This window comes from Flavobacterium sp. WC2416 (genome assembly GCF_041200095.1).
GTDB lineage: Bacteria > Bacteroidota > Bacteroidia > Flavobacteriales > Flavobacteriaceae > Flavobacterium.
Window position 1 is genome coordinate 1,893,005 of the sequence record NZ_CP165626.1, and the last position, 25,568, is coordinate 1,918,572.

General features: G+C 32.8%; 20 protein-coding genes. 7 read left to right on the top strand and 13 right to left on the bottom strand.

Features of this window, described 5'->3' with window-relative positions:
- Positions 1-8: 8 nt before the first annotated feature.
- Together AB3G39_RS08005 and arsC are read right to left on the bottom strand one after the other, a co-directional pair.
- Complete coding sequence (locus AB3G39_RS08005) at positions 9-2,489, bottom strand: TonB-dependent receptor domain-containing protein (RefSeq protein ID WP_367770848.1); 2,481 nt, start codon at positions 2,487-2,489, stop codon at positions 9-11.
- A 95-nt stretch (positions 2,490-2,584) separates the two neighbouring features.
- Entirely contained in the window at positions 2,585-2,926 is a 342-nt protein-coding gene (arsC, locus tag AB3G39_RS08010; protein WP_369764769.1) for an arsenate reductase (glutaredoxin), read from the bottom strand.
- 105 nt (positions 2,927-3,031) lie between these two features.
- On the opposite strand from arsC, the gene AB3G39_RS08015 reads away from it, so the two are divergent.
- Together AB3G39_RS08015 and AB3G39_RS08020 are read left to right on the top strand one after the other, a co-directional pair.
- Positions 3,032-3,970 (top strand): lysostaphin resistance A-like protein, encoded by a 939-nt coding sequence (locus AB3G39_RS08015; protein WP_369764770.1) that lies wholly within the window; start codon positions 3,032-3,034, stop codon positions 3,968-3,970.
- A gap of 14 nt (positions 3,971-3,984) precedes the next feature.
- Positions 3,985-5,031 (top strand): AMP-binding protein, encoded by a 1,047-nt coding sequence (locus AB3G39_RS08020; RefSeq protein ID WP_369769804.1) that lies wholly within the window; start codon positions 3,985-3,987, stop codon positions 5,029-5,031.
- A gap of 74 nt (positions 5,032-5,105) precedes the next feature.
- Here AB3G39_RS08020 and AB3G39_RS08025 read toward each other — a convergent pair whose 3' ends face one another.
- The 5 genes from AB3G39_RS08025 to lpxD form a co-directional block, all read right to left on the bottom strand.
- Entirely contained in the window at positions 5,106-5,528 is a 423-nt protein-coding gene (locus AB3G39_RS08025) for a DoxX family protein (protein WP_367753998.1), read from the bottom strand.
- A 155-nt stretch (positions 5,529-5,683) separates the two neighbouring features.
- Complete coding sequence (locus AB3G39_RS08030) at positions 5,684-6,316, bottom strand: hypothetical protein (RefSeq protein ID WP_369769805.1); 633 nt, start codon at positions 6,314-6,316, stop codon at positions 5,684-5,686.
- Between the two features lie 156 nt (positions 6,317-6,472).
- Positions 6,473-8,047 carry a S41 family peptidase gene (locus tag AB3G39_RS08035; protein ID WP_367770834.1) on the bottom strand — a complete coding sequence of 525 codons (1,575 nt, stop codon included), beginning with the start codon at positions 8,045-8,047 and terminating at the stop codon, positions 6,473-6,475.
- A 77-nt stretch (positions 8,048-8,124) separates the two neighbouring features.
- Positions 8,125-9,753 (bottom strand): acyl-CoA carboxylase subunit beta, encoded by a 1,629-nt coding sequence (locus AB3G39_RS08040; RefSeq protein WP_369752160.1) that lies wholly within the window; start codon positions 9,751-9,753, stop codon positions 8,125-8,127.
- Positions 9,754-9,920: 167 nt separating this feature from the next.
- Positions 9,921-10,919 (bottom strand): UDP-3-O-(3-hydroxymyristoyl)glucosamine N-acyltransferase, encoded by a 999-nt coding sequence (lpxD, locus tag AB3G39_RS08045; RefSeq protein WP_369769806.1) that lies wholly within the window; start codon positions 10,917-10,919, stop codon positions 9,921-9,923.
- Between the two features lie 183 nt (positions 10,920-11,102).
- On the opposite strand from lpxD, the gene AB3G39_RS08050 reads away from it, so the two are divergent.
- Positions 11,103-12,014: a phospholipase A gene (locus AB3G39_RS08050; RefSeq protein ID WP_367770825.1), complete on the top strand. Its 912-nt coding sequence runs from the start codon at positions 11,103-11,105 to the stop codon at positions 12,012-12,014.
- Between the two features lie 25 nt (positions 12,015-12,039).
- Here AB3G39_RS08050 and AB3G39_RS08055 read toward each other — a convergent pair whose 3' ends face one another.
- Entirely contained in the window at positions 12,040-12,738 is a 699-nt protein-coding gene (locus AB3G39_RS08055) for an energy transducer TonB (RefSeq protein ID WP_369769807.1), read from the bottom strand.
- A 138-nt stretch (positions 12,739-12,876) separates the two neighbouring features.
- Entirely contained in the window at positions 12,877-14,841 is a 1,965-nt protein-coding gene (locus tag AB3G39_RS08060) for an aconitate hydratase (protein WP_369769808.1), read from the bottom strand.
- Between the two features lie 499 nt (positions 14,842-15,340).
- Between AB3G39_RS08060 and AB3G39_RS08065 the strand changes: the two genes are divergently transcribed.
- Positions 15,341-16,057: a L,D-transpeptidase gene (locus AB3G39_RS08065; RefSeq protein WP_367770817.1), complete on the top strand. Its 717-nt coding sequence runs from the start codon at positions 15,341-15,343 to the stop codon at positions 16,055-16,057.
- A gap of 127 nt (positions 16,058-16,184) precedes the next feature.
- Here the strand turns inward: AB3G39_RS08065 and prfB are convergent.
- A protein-coding gene (gene prfB / locus AB3G39_RS08070) for a peptide chain release factor 2 (protein ID WP_367770814.1) occupies positions 16,185-17,283 on the bottom strand; the annotation gives its coding sequence in 2 pieces (ribosomal slippage) (positions 16,185-17,219 and positions 17,221-17,283; 1,098 coding nt in all).
- Between the two features lie 89 nt (positions 17,284-17,372).
- Here prfB and AB3G39_RS08075 point away from each other — a divergent pair.
- Positions 17,373-18,392: a low specificity L-threonine aldolase gene (locus AB3G39_RS08075; RefSeq protein WP_367770812.1), complete on the top strand. Its 1,020-nt coding sequence runs from the start codon at positions 17,373-17,375 to the stop codon at positions 18,390-18,392.
- A gap of 64 nt (positions 18,393-18,456) precedes the next feature.
- Here the strand turns inward: AB3G39_RS08075 and AB3G39_RS08080 are convergent, their stop codons facing one another.
- The gene (locus AB3G39_RS08080) at positions 18,457-18,777 is read right to left on the bottom strand and encodes a YbaB/EbfC family nucleoid-associated protein (RefSeq protein WP_367753977.1); all 321 of its coding nucleotides are present in this window, start codon (positions 18,775-18,777) and stop codon (positions 18,457-18,459) included.
- Positions 18,778-18,911: 134 nt separating this feature from the next.
- Here AB3G39_RS08080 and AB3G39_RS08085 point away from each other — a divergent pair, with 134 nt between their 5' ends.
- Together AB3G39_RS08085 and AB3G39_RS08090 are read left to right on the top strand one after the other, a co-directional pair.
- Positions 18,912-20,972, top strand: coding sequence for a S9 family peptidase (locus tag AB3G39_RS08085; protein WP_369764776.1), 2,061 nt, complete (start codon positions 18,912-18,914; stop codon positions 20,970-20,972).
- 70 nt (positions 20,973-21,042) lie between these two features.
- Positions 21,043-22,083 carry a PLP-dependent cysteine synthase family protein gene (locus AB3G39_RS08090; protein WP_367753975.1) on the top strand — a complete coding sequence of 347 codons (1,041 nt, stop codon included), beginning with the start codon at positions 21,043-21,045 and terminating at the stop codon, positions 22,081-22,083.
- 85 nt (positions 22,084-22,168) lie between these two features.
- Here AB3G39_RS08090 and AB3G39_RS08095 read toward each other — a convergent pair whose 3' ends face one another.
- Positions 22,169-24,241 (bottom strand): hypothetical protein, encoded by a 2,073-nt coding sequence (locus AB3G39_RS08095; RefSeq protein ID WP_369764777.1) that lies wholly within the window; start codon positions 24,239-24,241, stop codon positions 22,169-22,171.
- A 391-nt stretch (positions 24,242-24,632) separates the two neighbouring features.
- A complete protein-coding gene (locus AB3G39_RS08100; RefSeq protein ID WP_369764778.1) occupies positions 24,633-25,490 on the bottom strand; it encodes an EamA/RhaT family transporter in 858 nt (285 codons plus the stop codon).
- Between the last annotated feature and the right edge of the window lie 78 nt (positions 25,491-25,568).

The window sequence follows — 25,568 nt, forward strand, 5'->3', positions numbered from 1 at the left end:
TCTTGCTTTTATCCTGGAAATCCACCGCCTTCTTCTTCACCATTTTTCGGAGCATTTTTATCTCTATCCGATTTCTTTTTATTGATTCGGTAAGTGAATGATAAATTGAATTGTCTTTTTCTCCATTGAAATTCACTGTAATTGCTTACACTAGGTAAGTTAGTCTCGGATCTCATTTTTCGGGTATTGAAAATATCACTAACATTGAAGGCAATCGTTCCTTTGTCTTTTAGTATATCTTTACTAAATGAGGTGTTGATACCGTATTGACCTAGGTTTTTACCTTGAGCTGTTTTACTAGGTCCAAAGTACATTCCGCTTAATTGCCAATCAATTTTGTAGGGTAATGTTAAACGAGAGTTCACTCTGGTAAACCAAGAGGTTGCTTGGTTATCTAGGTTTTGAGTTACTACTACATTTTGTGAATTTGTATATTGAAAATCTCCTGTTGTTTTAGTATTAAATAAGTTGAAGCTACTGTTGATTTTCCAAGCTTTAATTGGGTTGTAGTTTAAAGTAAATTCAAAACCAATTTTTTGCTCTTTTCCAATGTTAATTGGAGTGCTCAGAATCACTGGAGTACCATTTACAAACTCTCCACTTTCATATCGTACAAATGAAAATACATCAGTGGTGTTTTCAAAATACATGGAAGTATTTAAGGTTACTTTATCCCAACGGTTGATGTAGCCTAAATCAAATTTATCCGTTAATGAAGGATTTAAATCTGGGTTTCCTTTAAAAATATTAATATTACTTGAAATGTTAGGAGTAGGGTCTAAGAATCTACCTCTTGGTCTAGATAAACGTTTGCTATAGCTTAAAGATAAGCTACTTTGATCTGAAACTTCATAATTGACAAATGCACTAGGGAAAAATTTATTGTATTTTTTATTGTTGAATTCTTGGGTATCAAGTAAGTTAACATCAATATTGGTGTCTTCCCAACGTAAACCAAATAAGTAAGAGAACTTGTTTACCTTGAAACCGTATTGTGTGTACAGCGCATTAATTTTTTCTTTATACTCTAATGTATTTGACAAAAGATTTCCAAGGTCACTACCATCATCAGAGAAAATATCGAAGGCTTTGTTTAGATTGTTAAAGTTTCCTTTGTATCCAGCTTCAAATTGGCTTCCTTCTCCTATTGGTAAAACGTAGTCCGCTTGAATTTGATATTGTTTTTGTATTGCATCATTATAAGTAGTACTATACGTGTTTTGATCAGGGAATGTTTCGTTAATACCATTGATTGCGGAATCATCGATATCATTTTCTCTAGAATAAGATGCGTCAGCTGTTAGTTTATGCCCTTTATCATTGAAATTTTTAATAAAATTCGAAGAATATTCAAAGTCTTTTCCAGTTGTGTTTCCACTATTTAAACGAGAACTTTTTGAAGTAAAAATTTTATTGGCATCAAAATTATTATAGTTCACTAAGTCTTCTGTACTTCCCGTATTATTTTGATAGCTAATAGAGTTTGTCCAAAACGTATTTGGAGTAATCGACCATTCTACACCAGTTTTGGTTGTAATTCCTTTTCTGATTCTTTGTGTATCGCGAGATTCATCAATGAATTTATTAGTAGAACCATCCGAATTGAAATATTGAGAGTTTGTTTTTCCACCACCTTCATTAGTTCTATAATTATAACCAGTAGTTGTGAAGTAATTCATTTTCTCTGTTTTATAATTTAAGTTTCCGCTTAAACCATAGGTTTCTGGAATTCCTGTAGAGGCAATAAAGGTTCCGTTTAAACCTTGATTTTTTCCCTTTTTAAGGATGATATTCAAGATACCAGCACCACCTTCAGCATCATAACGTGCCGATGGATTTGTAATTACTTCCACTTTATCAATTGCGTCTGCTGGAATTTGGCGCAAAGCCTCAGCCATATTTAGAGCATTTGAAGGACGTCCATCGATGAAAATTCTAACATTATCACTACCTCTTAAACTAACGTTTCCTTCAACATCTACAGAAACGGAAGGTACATTTTCTAATACATCACTTACTGTCCCTCCTTTTACAAGCATATCCTGACCTACATTATATACTTTTTTATCCAGCTTAATTTCGACAGTAGATTTCTCAGCACGAACAACTACTTCGTTTAATTGTGCGGCGTCTTCAACTAAAGAAATAGTTCCTAAACTAGTATTTTCTTTTAAAGTTTGTTTTAATTCGATGGATTTAAAAGAAATAAACTCAATTTTAATCGTGTACATTCCTGGGAATACATCGATATTAAATTCTCCCTTTGTGTTTGTAATTCCTCCAGCAATCACTTTTGCATTCTTTGAGTTAATAAAAGTAACAGTTGCATACTCTAGCGGTTGCTTACTTATTTTCTCAATAACAGTTCCTGTGATTTTTATTTTAGGCATTTCGGCTCCAGCTGGACCAGCTGGTCTTTGTTGTGCAAAATTCAGTAAAAATGTGAAGAACAAGGTGAGGGTCAAATAATATTTTAATTGATAACGCATTAGTTTTTAGTTTAGATTATGGCAATTTGATTGCAAAAATTGCATTTGGTTTAAATGGTAAATCATAAAAAACTGTTAAATAAAAAAGCTTCCCGCTACAGGAAATGGTTAACTTTCTCTAAGTCCCTGCCAATGATTGCTTTATCTCCTTTTATAAGGATGGGTCTTTCAATAAGAATTGGGTTTGATACCATGGCATTAATTATTGATTCGTCAGTCATAGATTTATTTTTGTAATTTTCAATCCAAATTTTTTCTTTTTGGCGTACTAATTCTAGTGGTTTTAAATGAAGCTTTTTTAATAGTAAAACTAAGTCTGGATAAGTAGGTGGTTGCTCTAGATATTTTATAACTTCATATTCTTGTTTTGTTTCTTCTACCAGTGCTAATGCATTTCTTGATTTTCCGCAACGAGGGTTATGGTATATTTGTATCATTTGTTTTATTTTTGTTTTTTAGTCTATATTAAAATAAAAAAGGTATTTTCGACTGACAAAAATAGACTTTGATAGTCTAATTATACTCATATTTAAATTAAATAAATGTTTATAGAGCAAGGTGTTAATTCAGAAAATAAGTTTTGGAAATATTTAGTAGGTTCTACTTTAATTATAGTGACCTCTTTTGTGGGGCAAATTCCATTATTAGTTGGACTTTTATATGAAGTAATGATAAATGGTAAGGCTTATCCGTCAAATAACGAAGATATAATGCGTTTTTTTGAGCCTAATCTCACTTTGTTTTTAATCCTAATTTCGTTTGTTTTTACTTTAATTGGGATTTATTTTGTGGTACGGTATCTTCACAATCAAACCATGCTTTCCATAACTACCTCAAGAAAAAAAATGGATTGGAATCGATTTTTTTATTCTTTTTCAATCTGGTCTATTTTTACAATTGCTTCTACTTTAATTTTTTATTACACGAGCCCTGAGAATTTTGTTTTCAATTTTAAACCTGTCCCTTTTGCTATTTTAGTAGTGATTGGAGCGCTTTTAATTCCTATTCAAACTAGTACAGAGGAATATGTTTTTAGAGGATATTTAATGCAAGGATTTGCTAATTTAGCGAAGAACAAATGGTTCCCATTAATGATGACTTCTGTTATTTTTGGAGCAATGCATCTATCGAATCCGGAAGTCTCTAAAATGGGAAATATCATCTTTATTTATTACATAGGTACCGGTTTATTTTTAGGAATACTTACATTGATGGATGAAGGAATGGAATTGGCATTGGGTTTCCATGCAGCAAATAATTTAATTAGTGCATTATTAGTTACCTCAGATTGGTCTGCTTTTCAAACGAATTCTATTTTTAAAGATATTTCGGAACCAAAAGCGGGAATCGATGTTATCTTACCAGTAATAGTTATTTACCCATTACTTTTATATATCTTTAGTAGAAAATACAATTGGTCTGACTGGAAAGAAAAATTAACTGGAAAGATTGAATTAAATAAGGAAACAAACATCTTATAAACAACATACTAGTAATGAAAAAAATAACTTATAAAAACGTGCATAATCAGTTCAAATTGAATGGTTATCATTTGAATAAAGAAGATTTATGCCGTGTATCTTACTGTTTGATAAAAGAAGGAGATGAATTTGAAAAATCGATTGGAGACTTTTTGCTCGATTGGTTTGATGAGAAATCGTACATTGATTTACAAACTTCGGGAACTACAGGTGCACCTAAGATTATTAGAACAAATAAGCAAACAATGGTTAATTCGGCTTTAGCAACAGGTGATTTCTTTGAATTAAGTCCTGGAGATAAAGCATTATACTGTTTGCCAACTAAGTATATTGCGGGTAAAATGATGCTAGTTCGAAGTTTTATTTTAGGACTTGATATTGATTTTGTGGAACCAAACTCACATCCGTTGACTAAGAATGAAACCAAATATGATTTTGTGGCAATGGTACCTTTACAAGCTCAAAATTCTTTGGCTGGCTTAAAAAATGTGAAGAAAATGATAGTGGGTGGCGCTAAAATGAGCAAGTCTCTTGAAAAAAGTCTATTAAAAGGGAAGACTCAAGTTTATGAAACCTACGGAATGACTGAAACTATTACTCATATTGCTGCCAAAAAAGTGGGGGAGAACGCTTTTTCTATTTTGCCGAATATTTCAATTTCTCAAAACGAGAAAAATTGTTTAGTAATTGATGCACCAAAAATATCGGAAGAACTTATTGTTACCAATGACTTAGTCGAAATTTTAAATGAAAAGCAATTTGTGTTTTTAGGACGTATTGATAATGTAGTCAATAGTGGAGGAATAAAATTAATTCCAGAACAAATTGAGGAAAAATTAGCTAACGAAATTCATTCTCGCTTTTTTTTAGGTGGAATTCCTGACACCATTCTAGGTGAAAAATTAGTTTTGGTCATAGAAGGAGAAAAAGACAGTGCAGTCGAATTGAGTTTTGACGGATTGGATAAATATGAAAAACCCAAAAATGTTTTTTATGTTTCTAAATTTATGGAAACCGAAAACGGAAAAATAAAAAGGAAAGAAATGTTAGAAAGTATTTAGGCTTGTTTTTAAAGCCTTTATTCTATTATAAAAGAAAAGCATTATGATAATTCATAATGCTTTTTTTTATAGATTCACTTTTGCATTTTAAAATAATAGTCAGCGGAGTGCTTGCCACTTCCATAAAACAAGAAAAATAAGCATACTACTAATATAAGTAGCGCCAATAATAAATTTTGAGAATGCATTTCTCCCATAAAATTGACAACAATGGCACCTATCAGGATAGGTAATTGTGCAATTATAGCCCACCTCGTTAACAAACCAAATACAATCATAATACCTCCTATCATATGGGCAGGAGCAATATAATGAATTAGAAACATTCCACCACCAATTCGATCAATTGGAGAAATTAAATCTACTAGATACTGGATATTTGTAATAAAGGAAATACCTTTTGTAAACAAAAATACTCCAAGTGCAATTCGTACTAAATCTAAAGTTAAATAAGTGTGCGCATTGGCCCATTTATTTAGTTGTTTTACATTATTCATATTGCGATAGTTTAAAAATACTACACTAAGTTACTGATTTTAAGTGTAAAAATGTGTTTTTAGACCTATAAATTTCCTTCAGTTTGAAATAGAAAATTGGGGTTTTTAGTGCATCGTTTCTATTTGTTCTATAATACTATATAAATTCTAGTTACTTAATGAATGAAGCGGTATTTTACTTTCAAGCCAAGGCTGTTCTCTGCATGCCCATGAGCTAAATATTGTGTGAAATCAATAGATAATCCTAATTTATTTTTTTGGTTACAAAGGAAGAAATACCTCCCAATATAGAAGCTCGAGGAAATTCCAAAGCGTTGTGGACCACCAAATTCAGATACAAAACCAAGTCCAAACCTCCCGTCTGCATCCGAAAGCGCATAGCCTATACCAGATTCTGCTCCCCAATACCACTTGTTGGTGAGACTATATTGTGTATTTGCTTTCAATGAAAAGATGCTAAAGTTACTGTATAATGCTCTATCGCTTAAAGAACTTTCGGGTGTTAGTACTGGTGGATTTTTTTTGACAAGCCAATAGTCATAATCGAATTTAATTCCCAGGTCCCATTTGGGTGAAATTTTTCTCCAAGCCCTTAAATTCAAACCAATTTCAAACCTATGGGAACGATACATTTGTACGTGTACAGGTACTGAAAGGTTTATGCCTGATTCCCAATGTATTTTTTTGTCCTTTTTGGGTGAGGTGCTATCTGGAGTTATGGCCTGCGCAACAACAGACTGTACGGTCATAAGCAATACATTTAACAATAGAATCGGAATCTTTTTCATCTTACTTATAATTTTAAATCATTATAATTTTTAAGTAATTTCTTTTCATTTTAAAAATGAAAAAGAGTGTAAAAGAAAAACATATTATTATGTTTTAGATTGCTATTTGGGTATATAAAGTTATGAAATAATAATGCAACTAGCTGTAAATCAGTGTTAATTATGTTTTGTTTTCTGTTTTTTAATATCCTCTAAAACCCAGTTGAGTTCAACATCAATTTCCTCTATTTTGTTTTGCAGGGTTGGTATTATTTCTTGATCGGGAAAAATACCGTGCCCGTGTTGATCTGTTTTATAATGGGGCGCAAACAACATTAAACCAATTCGGATTTTTATATCGGATTTAGGGAGTTTTATTTTAGGCATAAATCCAGCTACAGTTCCGTTATATCCACCACCCGTTTCTTGTCCTACAAAAGTGGCTCTTTTTGATCCCTTTAAATTGGATGAAATAATGCTGGAGGCCGAAAAACTACCTCCGTTAATCAGTACATATATTTTTCCTTTAAATGCAGCTTTATTGATTTTATGAAGCCTTGTTTGCGTTGCATAATAATTTTTTCCGTTTTGTCCTTTGTGCACCGTAAGAAATAAATAGCCATAAAGTAGAGGTGAATAAATGGTTTTGATAATTTTTTCAACAAATGTACCTTCGCTGAAATAAGCACCTTTTAATAAGCTCGATTTTGAAACTACTTCTGATTCATCTATAAATACAAATGAGGAATCGGCTAAATAGGTATATAAATTAACTATTTCGTTTAATCTCCCTCCGCCATTATCTCTTAGATCAAGAATCAATGTTTTTGATTTATACCGGTCTATTTTATTGAAGCTTTCTTTGTAAAAAGTTCTAAAATCCCCCAGTTTAAAACTATTTATTTTCAGTATGGCAATACTGCTGTCTTTTTCAATAAAACGTAAATTTCTATTAAATATATTTTCGGTTTTGTTGTAGCCATTAACTCTTTTTTTCTTTCGGATGACTTTTCTTTTAGCATGATTAAATGCTGTTTTTTTTAGTTTATTTTTTTTTAGGGAATTACTAGTTGTATCTTCTTGGTGTCTTAGTATGGTTATTTTTTTTAGGCTATCATTAATTTTGAAAACATAATTTAAACTATCTTTTAATCCATTTTCTATAGTAAAATAAGAAGAAAAACGTTTGCCTGAATAGCGTTTTTTTAATGTGGTATTATAACCATCCGAGCTATAAAAAGTGTTATACTCCTCAATTAAATTTATGGGTTTTACTTCATTTACTGACACAACCTCAGTCCCAGGCTTTATGGTTTTATTGTCTGATTTATTTTTAACGACATATAATTTATCATTTATAAAATCAAAATTAAATTGTGAAAACGGTCCAGTTCCTTTTTTTGTAATAGCCTTAGTCACTTTTTTGCTCATTAGTTTTGTTGGAGCATAAACAAAAGTATGACCTTGTCTAATAGCAGCAACTACAGGACTTAATTTTTTGTAGAATGCTAAACTTGTCATGGGTTTTCGAATCGTTGTTTTAAGACTGTCGAATTTCGAGTCCAATTCTTTTTTAGTGATGTACTCATATAAATCAGGATGTAGTTGCTGCAGTTTTTTATATGTAAAATCTACATCTGATTTTAAATCTTTTGCCGAGATTAAATCATTCAAATGACTATTGTGCTTTTTGATAGAAGCACATTGAATAAACAATATGGAGACAAAGACTAAAGTAAATAATTTTTTCATAGTGTTTGTTTAGGTCTCCGTTTTTAGCTAGAAAGGGAATTATTTTTTTTAAATAAAAACGGAGAGCCAGTACTATATTATACTTGAATGACACCTAGATTAAATTGTTTTTCAATAGGAGAGTGGTTTGCCGCTTCTATACCCATAGAAATCCAAGTTCTAGTGTCTAGTGGATCAATAATAGCGTCAGTCCATAGTCTAGAGGCAGCATAATAAGGGGAAGTTTGCTCGTCATAGCGAGCTTTGATTTTATTGAACAATTCGGCTTCCTTTTCTTCATCTACGGTTTCTCCTTTTGCTTTAAGCGAAGAAGCTTCTATTTGTGCCAATACTTTTGCAGCTTGAGTTCCGCCCATAACTGCTAATTCAGCGCTTGGCCATGCAAAAATCAGTCTTGGATCGTATGCTTTTCCACACATAGCATAATTTCCTGCACCGTAAGAGTTTCCAACGATTACAGTAAATTTAGGAACAACAGAGTTACTAACGGCATTAACCATTTTTGCACCATCTTTAATAATACCGCCTTGCTCTGATTTGGACCCTACCATAAAACCGGTAACATCTTGTACAAAAACTAAGGGTATTTTTTTCTGATTGCAGTTGGCTATAAAACGAGTGGCTTTGTCAGCACTATCAGAATAGATGACACCGCCAAATTGCATTTCTCCTTTTTTAGTTTTTACTACTTTTCGTTGATTAGCAACTATTCCAACTGCCCAGCCATCAATTCGTGCATATCCAGTAATAATGGTTTGACCATAACCATCTTTGTATGGTTCGAATTCAGAATTGTCAACCAAACGATTGATGATTTCCATCATATCATATTGTTCATTTCGCGCTTTTGGTAGAATACCATAGATTTCTTTTTCATCTAATGCCGGTTTTACAGCTTTAATACGACTGTATCCCGCTTTGTCAAAATCACCTATTTTGTCAACTATATTTTTTATTTTGTCTAAGGCGTCTTTGTCGTCTTTGGCTTTATAATCGGTAACACCTGAGATTTCGCAATGTGTTGTTGCTCCGCCCAGCGTTTCATTATCGATGCTTTCACCGATAGCTGCTTTTACTAAATAACTTCCTGCAAGAAATATACTTCCAGTTTTATCTACTATTATAGCTTCATCACTCATTATAGGGAGATACGCGCCACCCGCAACACAACTTCCCATTATAGCTGAAATTTGGGTAATTCCCATGCTACTCATTTGGGCATTATTTCTAAATATGCGACCAAAATGTTCTTTATCAGGGAAAATTTCATCTTGTAATGGTAGAAATACACCTGCACTATCTACTAAATAAATAATTGGCAGTCTGTTTTCCATGGCTATTTCTTGTGCACGTAGATTTTTCTTAGCAGTAATAGGAAACCATGCTCCGGCTTTTACTGTTGCATCATTAGCCACTACAATACATTGTTTTCCTTTGATGTATCCAATCTTAACGACTACACCACCAGAAGGGCATCCACCATAAGCAGCATACATTCCTTCACCTACAAAGGCACCAATTTCGATACATTTTGCTTTAGGATCAAGTAAATAATCGATACGCTCTCTAGCGGTCATTTTACCTTCGGCATGTAACTTCTGAATTCGTTTTTCACCACCACCTAATTTTACTTTAGAGAAATTTTGTTTTAATTGACTTAATAAAAGTTTATTGTGGTCTTCGTTTTTGTTGAAGTTCAAATCCATAGGTGAAATAAGGTTAAAAATAGTTTGTGCTAAAGTACAAAATCCCAACTAATAAAATTATTATTTGAATGGGATTATCATGGTTTATGTGAAAATTTCAGGTCTTAAAACCAAAAAAACAGAAGTAAGCTTCTGTTTTTTTATGAATTTAATAAAAAGTGGAATAATTATTTTTTTGAATCATTTACTAATCGTTTCAATATTGCCCATTGTTTTAATGCGTCACGTGCTTCAACAGCGGGATACCCTAACATGGTTTTTCCAGCAGGAATATCTCCAGTAACACCAGATCCAGCACCTACAATTGCGCCATCACCTATGGTTGTATGGTCTTTTATTGATGCGCTTCCACCAATAATGACTCCATTTCCTAAGGTTACGGAACCTGCTAATCCACTGTTACCAGCCATAATACAAAAACGTCCTAACTTACTGTTATGACCTATTTGTACTAGGTTGTCAATTTTACAACCATCACCAAGTACTGTAGAACTAAATTTCCCTCTGTCCACGCAAGAATTTGCACCAATTTCAACACTATTTCCTATAATTACATTTCCTATTTGTGGAATTTTAACTAAACCTCTTTCTGGATCTGGGCGAAAACCAAATCCATCTGCACCAATTGTAGCATTTGGATGTATTATACAATCATTACCTACGTGGCAACGTTCTCTAATCACTGTTCCAGACCAGATTACGGTATTTTTTCCTATTGTACTTTCATCTAGAATAGTCACGTTAGGATATATAGTAGTATTATCTCCAAGAACTACTTTAGGACCTATATAACAGCCTGCACCAATTCTTACCCCATTACATATAATTGCAGTTTGATCCACTACAGCTGTAGGGTGAATGTCTAATTGAAATACTGGAGTTGGAGGAGCAAAAAGAGCTAATATTTGGGACATGGCCAAATCAGCATTTTTTACTTTAATAAAAGCTCTGTTTTCTCCAGGTTCTATTGAAATATCCTCGTTAACAACAGCAACTCCAGCTTTGGAATTTGCCCAAAATTTCTCATATTTCTTGTTTCCAATAAATGAAATTTCTGATTCATTTGCTACTTCAAGTTGTTCAGGAGCTGTAATTTTTTGTAGTACACTACCAATGATACAGCCATTTAAAATTTCATTAATTTCTTCGAGTGAATAGGATTTCATTAAGTCTAGATGTGTTTGGTTTGTTTAAGTTGTCAAATAAAACAAATTGGTACTTTAATTCCTAATATTTCGAAATTCTTTAACAAGTTTAAATGTGTGATTTATGTAAGTAAATGGAATAAATATATAACGAAGAGCAATAGTTAATAGCTAGTTTTACAGGCTAATATATGTTTTTAAAATATGAAAGTAATATCAATAAAATTAACGATTATTATAACTTTTTGTTCTTTTATTTCTTTAAATGCACAAGTTCAAGCGCTATTCAATAATAAAACACAGCTTCATAATTTAACGGAGCGCTGGGAATTAGATACAAATTCTGTACGAGGTACTTTTTTAGTAACACCTTATAAACCCATGTATGTTTTACCAGTTCGTTGGTCAAATAATCCAAATGAGCAGCCCCATTCAGGAAATGTTGATCCAGATTATATAGCACCAGCAGGAGTTGATTACAATAATATTGAAGCTAAATTTCAATTGAGTTTTAAAACCAAAGTGTTGCAAGGTATTTTTTGGGGAAGGGGTGATTTATGGGTGGCATATACTCAAATATCGCATTGGCAAATTTATAATAATAACCTATCAAGACCATTTAGAGAAGTGAATTACGAACCAGAACTGATTTTAAATATTCCTGTAAAGTTAAAAGTTTTTGGTTTTAAAACCCGAATGGTTGGTGTCGCTTTTAATCACGAATCCAATGGGAAAAGTGATCCTTTTTCTAGAAGCTGGAACAGAATTATTTTTCATGCTGGTTTTGAGCGCAATAATTGGACGGTTTATATACGACCTTGGTTGCGAATGAAAGCTACAAAAGATGATAATCCAGATATTTCTGAATATGTAGGTAGAGGAGATTTAAATATAATTTATGCTAAAAATGGAAATGTATTTTCCTTTATAGGGAGTCATAATTTGAATTTTGGATCAAAAGCCAGGGGGAATTCTTCTTTTTCATGGTCATATCCTATTAAAAATAACTTGAAAGGATATTTGTTGCTTTCACATGGTTATGGTGAAACGCTAATTGACTATAACAATTTACAAACGACCATTGGTGTTGGGGTTTCTTTGATTGAATGGTTATAAAAACAAAGTTGTTTAGTTGAAAGATTTATTTTATAGTTATTGGAATACTGTATTTCACTCGTGAGTCTTTACCATCTACTTTACCAGGAATCCATAACGGACTATTAAAAAGTACTCTTAGAGCTTCAACATTCATGTCGTAATTTAGTCCTTCTTTTATTTTAAAATCTCTCAAACTACCATCTATTTCGACAACAAAATCAACTTTTATTAGTCCTTTTGCATTGTTTTTTGACTTAAAGTTTTTTCCTATATAACGGTAGAACTCTTGCATTCCACCTGGGAATTCAGGTTTTACATAATACGGAAAAAAAGCAATTTCTAAGCCATTTTGATCAAAGCATTTTCCGTCAATAAATTCGTCATTTTTGTAATTTTCGGTACGTTTAATTTGGCCATTCTCATAATATCGCGTTTGAATTCCTTCTTGCTTCCCTTTTGTATACAATAAAATAGATTCCTTATTTCCATTTTTGTACCAATTTACTGATTCGCCATTTAAAATGTGTTTTCGCAAATTAGAAAATTGATCACTATTTCTAATTGTACCATCTAAATAGTAAGTTGTTCTCTGTGTCCCGTCTTTGCTCTCTTGATAAATGCTATAGTAAGTTGCATCTTTAGCTGAAGCTAGTTCTTTAAAATCTTCGGTATAATAAACTTTTTTCTGCCCATAAGAAGTGAGAGACATAAACAAAACAAAAAGGATTATATTTTTTTTCATAAAAGGATGAATTTTCCAAGCAAAAATAACCAAATATTGCTGCAACAAGTAAAAAAAAAGCTACAGAATTTTAGTTTGTTTGAATGTATGATTCATTTTTATTCTTTAAGTTCCATATATAACTTGTTTAAATCCAACTTATAGTTTTGATCTAAAATCATTTATGATTCCTCCTTTTGAAAGAACATTAATTTGGCGATCACTTAAGTTGTGTTTGGTTTCAAATTCTATAATACTTCCGTCTTCCTTTTCAACCAATACTTTTATATTCTTTCTATTCATAACGTCATCTCGAAGGTTTTTAAAACGAATCAAATCTCCCTGTTCGATTTTGTCGTAATCAGAAACGTTTATAAATTCTAAAGGTACAATTCCAAAATTAACTAAATTTTGCCAAGCAATACGGGCATAACTATGAGCAATGACAGCCACTTGTCCCAAATATTTAGGAGCAAGAGCAGCATGTTCTCTACTAGAACCTTGAGCATAATTTTCTTTTGCAATCACGATGTGTCCACCAAATTCTTTTTTTGATTTCATGGCCCGCTCATAAAAACTAGGATCGATTACACTAAATGTATATTTACTAATTTCAGGGATATTACTTCTTAGGGGGAGAACATCGGCTCCGGCTTTCAAAATTTCATCAGTTGAAACATTATCACCCATTTTTAATAAGATAGGAATGCGATAATCTTGCTGTAAAGCTTCGATTTCAGGGATAGATTTAATATTTGGTCCTTTGTGTAATTCAACTGCCGAACCATCTTCTAAAGGAGCAACAAGCATATCGGTATTGATAATTTCTATTTCAGGATTTTCAAATTTAGGATATTTCATACCATAGATTTTTTCCAAATCTCTAGGATCAGTTATTTTTCCTGTCAGAGCAGATGCCGCAGCCGTTTCTGGACTGCATAAATGCACCTGATCGTCTTCTGTTCCTGATCTACTTGGGAAATTTCGCGGCATGGTTCTTAAACTGATCGTTCCTGTTGCGGGAGCTTGGCCCATTCCAATGCAACCCATACAACCCGATTGATGAAACCGAGCGCCTGCAGTAATTAAATTTGCAAAAGTAAAATTCTTCAGCATATTTTGAATTGTTTGTCTCGAGGTAGGATTGATATCAAAAGAAACCGCACTGTTGATAGTTTTGTCTTTTACAATGGCTCCGGCAATCCAAAAATCTCTTAATCCAGGATTGGCAGAAGAACCTATTACGACTTGGGAAATTGATTTCCCGGCAACCTGGCTCACGGGAACTACATTTCCAGGACTAGTAGGAAGTGCAATTAAAGGGACTAATTGGTCCAAAATGATTTCGACATATTCATCATAAGTCGCTTCTGCATCGGCTACTAATTCTGTCCAATCAGATTCCCGGTCTTGGGAAATTAAAAAACGTTTGGTTTCGGCGTCACTGGGAAACACAGTAGTTGTAGCACCTAATTCAGCACCCATATTGGCAATAACATGCCGATCCATCACACTTAGATTTTTTAATCCCTCACCATAATATTCTATTATTTTCCCAACACCACCATTTACATCGTAACGTCTTAGCATTTCTAAAATAACATCTTTGGCACTAACCCAATCTGGTAATTTACCTGTGAGTTTTACACCCATTACTTTTGGCATTTTAACAAAATAGGGTTGACCTGCAATTGCTGCAGCAACATCTAAACCACCAGTTCCGATCGCAAGCATTCCTAATGAACCTGCAGCACAAGAATGACTATCAGATCCAACGAGTGTTTTTCCAGGTTTGCCAAATCGTTCCATATGTACTGGGTGACTTACGCCGTTTCCAGGTCGGCTAAACCAAAGACCAAATCTTTGTGCTGCCGAAAGTAAGAATAAATGGTCATCGGCATTTTTTGAATCGGTTTGCAGTAAATTGTGATCCACATATTGAACTGCAATTTCTGTTTTTGCTTTTTTCAGCCCCATAGCTTCTAACTCTAATTGGACTAATGTTCCAGTAGCATCTTGCAATAAAGCCTGATCTATTTGGATTCCAATTTCCTTGCCCGCAATCATATCCCCGTGTAAGAGATGCGATTGAATTAATTTCTGACTAACGTTTAATTTTGACATATTTTGTTTTTTTATTAAATGTAAAATCTGATTTATTTTTTTATTCTAGAACGGATCGGATAATCCGCTGTCGCTTACTATTACTATATTTATATTTAAAAAATGGTTTATTTTTTTGCTTCTGTAAAAATGTTTTATAATAAGAAACTGATAGTTTCAGCATCTATAATAGTCAACAAGGTATTTAGGGGATTTTTGCGAAGTCTATGTTTTTATTAAAAAAAAATAGTACTAAAGTTTGTAAAATAATTTGTTGAATCTATAAGATAAAACTTTCTGCAGTAAAAGTTTTATATCATTCATATATTAACGTTTTAATAACAAAAAAGGAGTCTTTTTAGGGATCATTCCATTTTTTATTGATTTGCCTTTAGAATGGATTTTACTTATTTATATTTTTTTTGAATTTTTAAGGACAAATACTCATTAAAGGTAAATAGATTAATCTAAAAAAGGTATTTTTAGAATCTTAAAAATTAGATAAATAATCCCTAATAAAATGAAGTTTTTGAATCCTTTTATCTTTTTAACTTTAGTATTGTTTTCGTCTAATCATTCCAAGGCGCAAAAGAACAATGCTACAATTGAAAATGCTTTGTTAATTGCGAAACAGAACAAAAATAACTTAGAAAATGTACAACAATTACTTGTAGTGTATAATTATCAGCCAGAAAATTATACAGCTTCTTTTGTAGCTTTAGAAAAAAAAGGAACTGGTTATAATGTAAAACTAGGTCCGGTAGAAGTAGGGATAGGGAAAAACGGCTTTGCATTGCCATTTCATAAAATGGAAGGAGACGGTAAGTCGCCAACAGGAATTTTTCGTTTAGGAAAATTATTTAGTTATGAAAAACAGTTTGAAACTTTATTAGAAAACCAACAAACTACTGCTGAGGATAAATGGATTGATGACCCCAATTCAAAGGATTACAATACGTACATCAAAGGAGCTACTAATGCAAAATCGTATGAGAATTTAGTATTGAATAATGATGCTTATAAATACTGTTTAGTTATTGAATACAATACAAACCCAATTGTAAAAGGGAAGGGGAGTGCAATCTTTCTTCATTTGGCTATAAAAAAGCCATCTTTTACCGCAGGTTGCGTGGCGATTGATGAAGTAAGGATGAAGTCATTAGTGAATTGGTTAGATCCTAAACAAAACCCCACAATTATTATGGGAAATTTAAATGTTTTGAAAAACGGATTGTAAAGAGAGTAATACACCTAGCGTTTAAAAATAAGTCATAAAATAAAAAAATCCTCTCAAACTTTAAAAAATTAAAGGTAGAAAGGATTTTTTTTATTGGATTATATCAAAGGGATGTAAAACTGAATTTCTATTCTTCTTCCTTTTGCCCCATCATCATCAAATAGGCTTTTAGGAACTCATCTATTTCACCGTTCATGACGCCGTCAACATTACTGGTTTCATAACCCGTTCTAACGTCTTTTACTAATTTATAGGGTTGCATTACGTAATTCCTGATTTGGGAACCCCATTCAATTTTCATTTTTCCCGCTTCAATATCGGCACGCTGTGCTAGTTGTTTTTTTAATTCAATCTCATACAACTGAGAGCGTAACATTTGCATCGCTCGTTGTCTGTTGTCTTGCTGAGAACGTGTCTCTGAACACTGAATTTGGATACCCGTTGGTTTATGAAAAAGCTGTACTTTGGTCTCTACTTTGTTCACATTTTGACCTCCAGCTCCACTGGAACGCGAAGTTGTAATTTCAATATCAGCAGGATTAATGTCGATTTCAATACTATCATCAACAAGTGGATATACATAAACGGAAGCAAATGACGTATGGCGTTTGGCGTTGCTATCAAAAGGGGATATTCGCACTAATCGATGCACACCATTCTCGCCTTTTAAGTATCCAAAAGAATAATCGCCTTCAAATTCAAGTGTCACTGTTTTTATACCTGCAGCATCTCCTTTTTGAAAGTTTAACTCTTTTATTTTGTATCCATATTTTTCGCCCCACATCATATACATACGCATGAGCATTTCAGCCCAATCACAGCTTTCAGTTCCACCAGCACCAGCAGTTATTTGTACTACAGCACTTAAAGTGTCACCTTCATCCGAAAGCATGTTCTTGAATTCGATCGCTTCAATATGATTCTGAGTAAGATTATATTGTTCGTCTAACTCTTCTGCGGTAAGTTCACCTTCTTTATAAAACTCATAAGCTAGTTGCAATTCGTCAGTCATTTCAACTGCTTTATTGTAATCTTCGATCCATTTTTTCTTGTTACGAAGGTTTTTTACAATAACCTCTGCTTCCTTGGCGTTGTTCCAAAAATCAGGGGCAAAAGTCTTTTCTTCTTCGTTAGAAATTTCAATTAGTTTGGCATCAACGTCAAAGATACCTCCTCAACGCACCAAGGCGCTCTACAATACCTTTAATTTGTTCGGTAGTTGTCATAAATTATGTAATTTTGTGGGGCAAAAATAAGAAAATTTTATGCAGTGACAAGTGGTGACTTGTCTTTTAAATATTTATAAAATCAAGATATGGAAATAAATTTGGTCAGCGATACAATTACTAAGCCTAACTATGAAATGTTGCAGTACATGTTTAATGCTGGAGTGGGTGATGATGTATACAAGCAAGATCCTACCGTTATTGAATTAGAAGATTCTATTGCACAAATTTTCGGTATGGAAGCGGGGCTTTTTTTTCCTTCTGGAACCATGGCAAATCAAACAGCTTTAAAACTACATACCCAACCTGGAGAACAAATAATTGCCGATAAATATGCTCATGTTTACCTGTATGAAGGAGGAGGAGCTTCTTTTAATAGTGGAGTTTCTTTTTGTTTGCTAGACGGTAATCGAGGAATGATCACTGCCGAGCAAGTAGCTGGAGCCATAAATGATCCCGAGTCTTATCACAGTCCGTTAACGAGTTTAGTTTGTGTAGAGAATACCACAAATAAAGGGGGAGGAGCTTGTTATGAAATTGAAGATTTAAAAAAAATAAAAGAAGTTTGCGTTGCTAACAATTTAAAATTTCATCTTGACGGTGCCCGAATTTGGAATGCATTGATTGCTAAAAAGCAAGACCCAAAGTCTTTTGGGCAACTTTTTGACACTATTTCAGTTTGCTTGTCAAAAGGGCTTGGAGCTCCAATAGGTTCTGTTTTACTTGGAGACAAAGCAACGATTCATCGTGCATTAAGAATTAGAAAAATATTAGGAGGTGGTATGCGTCAAGTGGGTTATTTGGCGGCAGCCGGACTATATGCTTTAGAACATAACATCAGTCGCCTTGCCGAAGATCATAGAAGAGCTAAAGAATTAGCAGCGGTATTGAATAAGTTGGATTGGGTCGCTTCTGTAGAACCTGTAGAAACGAATATTTTAATTTTTTCTTTGGCACCCAATTACGGGGATAAGCAATTGATTGAAAAGTTAAAACAAAAAAACATATCAATTAGTTCGATGGGACAAGGTAAGCTTAGAATGGTTACGCATCTTGACTATAGAGAAGTCATGCATACCTATGTTTTAGAAACTTTATCTAAGTTATAAATTAAAAGTGGTGAATTAGAAAATTTCAACTATTGAGACTCCTAATTCACCACTTATTTTTTTACTATTTAAACAAATTGTCCATACCTGGAATCATTGGCATATCCATTTTTGCAACAGCATCTAGTTCCGCTTCATTTACTTTGGTTGCTTTCTCGATCGCTTTATTAAGTACTAAAATCATATAATCTTCCAGTTGCTCTTTGTCTTGCAATAAGTCATCAGCAATGGTTATTGATTTTATTTTTCTGTTGGCTGTAATTGTTACTTTCAATAAACCATCAGTACTTTGTTCGTCTACTAGAACTGAATCCAAACGTTTTTTTGTTTCCTCAATTTTATTTTGGGTTTCTTTCAATTTACCCATCATTCCCATTAAATCCATTTTTCCTATTTTATAAGTTATTGAAACACGAAATTACTATATTTGAAGGAATAACCAATGTTAAATAACATGAAAAGCTTTTGTATTCTAAATGGGCTTTATGTTATTTTTGTAAAAATTTGAAAGTTCAATAAATGACAGAAAAGATACAAGCACCAATAGCAAAGAAGATTCCTACTCAATTAGAAAAGTTTGACGACATTAGAATCGATAATTATTTTTGGTTAAAGGATAGGGAAAATCCAGAAGTCATTGATTATCTTAATAAAGAAAATGAATATTATGAAGCAATGACGGCTCATACTAAGGATTTTCAAAAAGATTTATATGAAGAAATGAAAGCTAGAATTAAGGAGGATGATGAATCGGTTCCTTATTTATACAATGGCTACTACTACATTACCCGATTTGAAAAAGGAAAAGATTATCCTATTTATTCTAGAAAAAAGGGAAGCCTTTCGGCAAACGAAGAAATAATGTTTGACTGTAATGAATTGGCGAAAGGCCACAAATACTTTCAATTAAGCGGGCTTAGCATTAGTATTGATAATAATCTGGCAGCTTATGCAGTAGATACCGTAGGAAGGAGAATTTACACATTGCATGTTAAAAACCTTACTACAGGAGAAATTTTAAAGGATAAAATCGAAAATACTACTGGAAACTCAACGTGGGCCAATGATAACCAAACTATGTTTTATACCAATCAAGATGCTAAAACCTTGCGTTCTGATAAAGTTTTAAAACATAAGTTAGGTAATGAAACTTCAGATGATGAGTTAGTTTATTTTGAAGAAGACGATACTTTTGATGTCGCGGTTGGAAAGGAAAAATCAAAAAAATATATTTTAATAAGCTCTTCAAGTACTTTAACAACGGAGTTTAGAACTTTATTAGCCGATAATCCTAACGGAAAATTTAAGGTTTTCCAAAAAAGAGTTCGCGGACTGGAATATAGTATTTCGTATTACGGAGGTAGTTTTTATATTGTTACCAATAAAGATAAAGCAACTAATTTTAAGCTAATGAAAACGCCTGAAAAGGCAACCAATAGAAAAAATTGGGAAGAAGTAATCATGCACCGCGAGGATGTTTTGCTAGAAGATATTGATATTTTTAGAGATTTTCTTGTAGTTTCTGAGCGTAGTAATGGTTTGAACAGAATCCGTATTATGCCATGGAACGGGGATGCGGAGTATTTTTTACCTTTCGAAAGTGAAACCTATACAGCTTATACTACTGCTAATATTGATTTTGATACTGATATTCTTCGTTATGGCTATCAATCTATGGCAACACCTTCGTCTGTGATTGATTTCAATATGAAAACCAAAGAAAAAGAAGTTAAAAAAGAGCAAGAGGTTTTAGGGGGGCAATTTGATAAAAACAATTACCACGAAGAAAGAGTTTGGGCTACGGCCAAAGATGGTACCAAAGTGCCTATTTCGATGGTGTACAAAAAAGACCTGAAGAAAGATGGTACAAACCCCTTGTTATTATATGCTTATGGTTCATATGGACACTCCATGGACGCTTATTTCTCTTCAACAAGACTTTCGCTACTGGACAGAGGATTTGTTTATGCGATTGCACATATTAGAGGGGGAGAGGATTTAGGGAGACCTTGGTATGAAGGAGGAAAATTAGCCAAAAAGAAAAATACATTTACTGATTTTATAGATTGCTCAAAATATGTAATCGAGCATCAATACACATCTGCAAAACATTTATATGCTGAGGGAGGTTCTGCAGGAGGATTGTTAATGGGAGCGATTATTAATATGGCACCACAACTGTATAATGGTGTTATTGCTCAAGTGCCTTTTGTGGATGTAGTGACCACAATGCTAGATGATTCTATTCCATTGACAACAGGAGAATATGACGAATGGGGAAATCCTAATGTTAAAAAGTATTATAAATATATGAAGTCGTACTCGCCATATGATAACTTAAAAGAGAAAAAATATCCTAATATTTATGTTTCTACAGGTCTTCATGACTCTCAAGTGCAGTACTGGGAGCCTGCAAAATGGGTGGCTAAGATGCGAACATTAAAAAAAGATGATACGGTTTTATACTTAGATACTAATATGGATGCTGGTCACGGAGGTGCTTCGGGTAGGTTTGAAGCACTTAAAGAATTAGCTAAAGAATTTAGTTTTTTATTAGATTTAGAGAAAATTAAAAAGTAATTCGAAATTTTTTGTTAAATTTGCAACGTTTCGAGGTTGAATAAAATTGCCCTTGATTAACTATTTTTTTATGAAAGAAGAAATAAACGCTTATAATAATGTTTTAGAATTAATAGGTAACACACCACTTATTAAGCTAAATAAAGTCACCGAAAAGTTAGAAGGAAATTTCTATGCTAAGGTAGAAGCTTTTAATCCGGGACATTCCTCAAAAGATAGAATCGCATTATACATTATTGAAGAGGCTGAGAAAAAAGGAATTTTATCACCAGGAGATACTATTATCGAAACAACATCAGGTAATACTGGTTTTAGTTTAGCAATGGTAAGTATCATTAAAGGGTACAATTGCATTCTTGCCGTAAGTTCAAAATCATCAAAAGATAAAATCGATATGCTTCGCAGTTTAGGAGCAAAAGTTTATGTATGTCCAGCTCACGTATCAGCAGATGACGAACGCTCTTATTATAATGTTGCCAAAAGATTACATGAAGAAACGAAAGGATCTGTGTATATCAATCAATACTTCAATCAATTGAATATTGATGCCCATTATAAATCAACTGGACCAGAAATATGGAAGCAAACAAATGGAAAGATTACCCATCTTGTTGCTTGTAGTGGTACCGGTGGTACTATTTCAGGAACTGCAAAATATTTAAAAGAACAAAACCCTAATATTAAAGTGCTTGGAGTAGATGCTTTTGGTTCTGTATTGAAAAAATACCATGAAACAAGAGAATTTGATAACGACGAGATTTATCCATATAGAATAGAAGGTCTAGGTAAAAACTTAATTCCATCGGCTACCGATTTTGACATGATCGATAAGTTCATGAAAGTAACTGATGAAGAGAGTGCTCATACCGCAAGAGAAATCACTCGTAAAGAAGGATTGTTTGTAGGGTATACTTCAGGAGCTGTGATGCAAGCCATCAAGCAATATGCTGAAGAAGGAGAATTTGATGCAAACAGTAATGTAATAGCAATCTTCCCAGATCACGGTTCTCGTTACATGAGTAAAGTGTTTAGCGACGACTGGATGAATGAACAAGGATTCTTTGACAGTGTCAATGAAGAAGAAGTTCAAAAAATAGAAATGATAAAATAAGTTTATTATTATAAATTTTAAAAGTCCCATCTGCTTTTGCAAATGGGACTTTTTTATGGAATAGAATTGGCAATAATTATTTTATTTAGTCAAGCAATTCAGGATTGCTAAGAATTAATTCTATCTTTTTAATTATGATTGTAATTTGGTTCATTTGTAATTCTATATTTCTAAAAAAGAGACTAATATCTCTATTGACCCAACTTTCAGAAATTACTCTTGAACCCAAACTAATTCTTAAAACGGCACTTGCAATATCATTTGTATATTTTACATTAACCGCTTGGCCGATATGACATTTTTGGGCAGCAAGCCGAATGATTTCTATAGAAGAATCTTCAAATTGATCCGATAAATCAGAGTTTAATAAAGTATACATTTTTTTTACTTTATCAACAGATAAGGCTTCATTATCTTTAAAAATAAAGAAAGGAAAAATGGTACGGATATTTCTTATTCCAAATTCTTTACTATTATAACTATTTGTTTTGGCTTCGTCGGCATAAATAGGTTCTAAAAAACCTGCGTCTTTTATGGAGTCTTCAACAAAATTACAAAACATTTCAACACCCATATTTCGGTATAAAATGGGGGTTTTGTAATATCTATCCATTTCAACTATGGCAGCATTCCAGCGCATATAAGACCCATAATTATAACCATCTGACAATTCATTGGAGCAGAACCATGAAGCAGGCCAATCAGAATGATTGTAATATTGGGTTAAACCTGCGGGCAATGAGGTTTTTACAGAATGAATTAATTTAGTGACATTTTTAGGTAGAATTAATGCGCCACAATAGGGAGGACCGGTAAAGAATTTACTCCCTGTAATAGTTACAATATATCCTTTGTTTAGGTAATTTTGTATGTCTTTTGGATCTAGTCTTAACTGTGAACCATCTACAATAATCTGAATTGATAAATCTTCAAGCGTATTTAGTTTTTTAATTAATTGGTCACTAGGAGCTTGATAGCCTAATTTAGATTGATCCATAGTATGCAACACAACATGTCTACCTAAATCTTTGGTTTTAGAAACAGCATTAAATACTTCTTCGTCTAATTGCTTAGCCGATTTTAACGCGCCATTTTCATCTCTAAAAGGGATTTTAATTACATCGACATCTCTAAATCCTTCAATTTTATCCCCTTTTTTAATTGGATAATTAAGCGCTGTTGTGTTTTCAAAATGACATCCTTTCAAGGCCGAAGCCACACCACTACCTGTTTCATCAGAGGCTACCAAAATATGTGTAATTTCTTTATCAGAAATAATTTGTGTTATAGCCGCTATTTGAAGAGAGGAATCTGTACCTGATGGGGAAAAAATTATTTCACATTCTTCATTTAGTTTAAATATTTTTCGAAGATTATTTTTTAACAATTCCGAAAACTCGATAGTTGTTTCTTTAAAACCGTTTTTCAAGCTATTTCTAATTAAAATACTTCGCACTTTATCTGTTTTGTCAAAAGCAAAATTGGAAACGCTTGAAGCTGTTGATGAGGCAAATGTAAATGCATCCGGTCTGGGGAATGGGCGACAACCATATTTGTTTAACAAATGAATTTCGTCAATATTCAATCTAAGATCACCTCCAGCCATCAATAAATATTCGGTAGGTCTTGCTAGATTTTCAACAATAGGTTTCCAAGATGAATTAACTTCTGTATTTGGATTTTTTAAGCCGTGAAAAGACTGTAGCTCTTCGTTTTTTATGGTAGATACCGTACATAAATCGGCATCATTTTTAATTAAGTTAATTAAGAGATAATCAAGGTCTTCTAATTTTTCCTTATCGTCTTTTGGGAGTAAATTATAAAATATTCGAATCACTTCAAGTGCTGCTATATCACATAAAACAGCATCTTTTTTTTCGTTATTCAACGCTTTGTACCAGAGCTGCCATTCGATACCATAGCGTAAATAAACTAAAGCTAAAACAGGCTTGTCTAGGTAGGACGAACCAATTATAATTGATTTATTGGGTACAATTTTAAAAATAGTAGGGGCACTAGTAGAGGTAATAATATTGATGTTATTTACCTTTGGTACGGTATTAAATCTTTTTAAAATACGAACCAAATAGTTTACATTTTCCTTTTCAAATAAACTTGTTCTATTATATTGATTTTCAATTAGAATGTTGTTTGTCATAGATGTTATAATTTAAAACGTTCCTTAGAACGATATTCTTTATTAGGAATAGTTGTATGATTCATTTATTTTAATCAGCAGCTATATCCTTTGGAAAATCATTGTAAATAAATGACTTTTCCTTGTGTATTATTTGTGTTAATTTTTAACGACTTAACTTTCAAACGATTAATTTCTAAATGGTTTAAAAAACCTTTAGTTTTATGGGCTTCGCATAGATCAAAAGTCAGACAAATATAATGAACTTGCATTTATCAAAAAAAATATAAAAAACTACTCGTTTACTAACGTTCCTTACTTTAATTTATGCGTATTTGATCGGTTGTATTTATGAAACAAATAGTTAGGTAATATACCAATTATAAACACTAATTATTCAATATTATTTTTATTAATTCAGGACCTGAGAAAAAGCAATAAGTACAATAGAAACTAAGGCAAAAAATAAACCGATATAATTTTTTGTATTCAATTTTTCTTTAAATATTAAAATACCTACCACGCTTCCTATGATAATTACGCCCATATTCATAGCCGCAAAAACAGTCGATGGATTTTTGGCGAAAGCCTGATGTGCTTTAAGATAAAATAAAATATTCCCAAAATTAAACAGTCCTACAAGCGTTCCAAAAAGTATATTGTTACTTTTAAATGGCACTTTTTTTAAAGCTATTTCGTAAAGTGCTACTGCCAAAATTAAAAGGAGCGAAATACCAAATACAATAAATAATGAAGTTGTAAAAGGAAGGCTTGTCGCCAAAGCGATTTGTTTGAATAAGATGTCAATAGCACCAAACCCAACTAATACGACTGCTGGATAAATCCATTTATTGTTAGCGTTATCTGTTTTTTTAGAAAGAATCAATAACAAAGCGGGTAGGGCAATCATGAAAGCAACCAATTTAAGGCTGTTAAACTCTTCGTTAAATAATAACCAAGCTGCCAGTATAGGAATGAAGAGTGAAAGACGTTGTGCAGCATCTGTTTTTACAATTCCCATATGCTTGATGGAAGCTGCTAAAAATAGGAATATGGTGGGCAATAAAATCCCCAACGGAATATAAATCTCCCACGGTATCGACGCATCAATTACGCTTAAATCTGGACTAAAAAAGAAATAACAAAGTATTAGTGCGAAAACATAATTCCAAGCTACGATTTGAGTCGTACTAATGGTATATTTTCGAGCAACTTTAAAGATAACGCCTACTGTAACGCTACATAATATACTTAAAAAAAGAAATAACATTCGAATCGATTTTAAAATTTTCAATAATTTCAAACAAAAAACTCCAGCCGAAGCTAGAGTTTTATCTATTATAAGAAA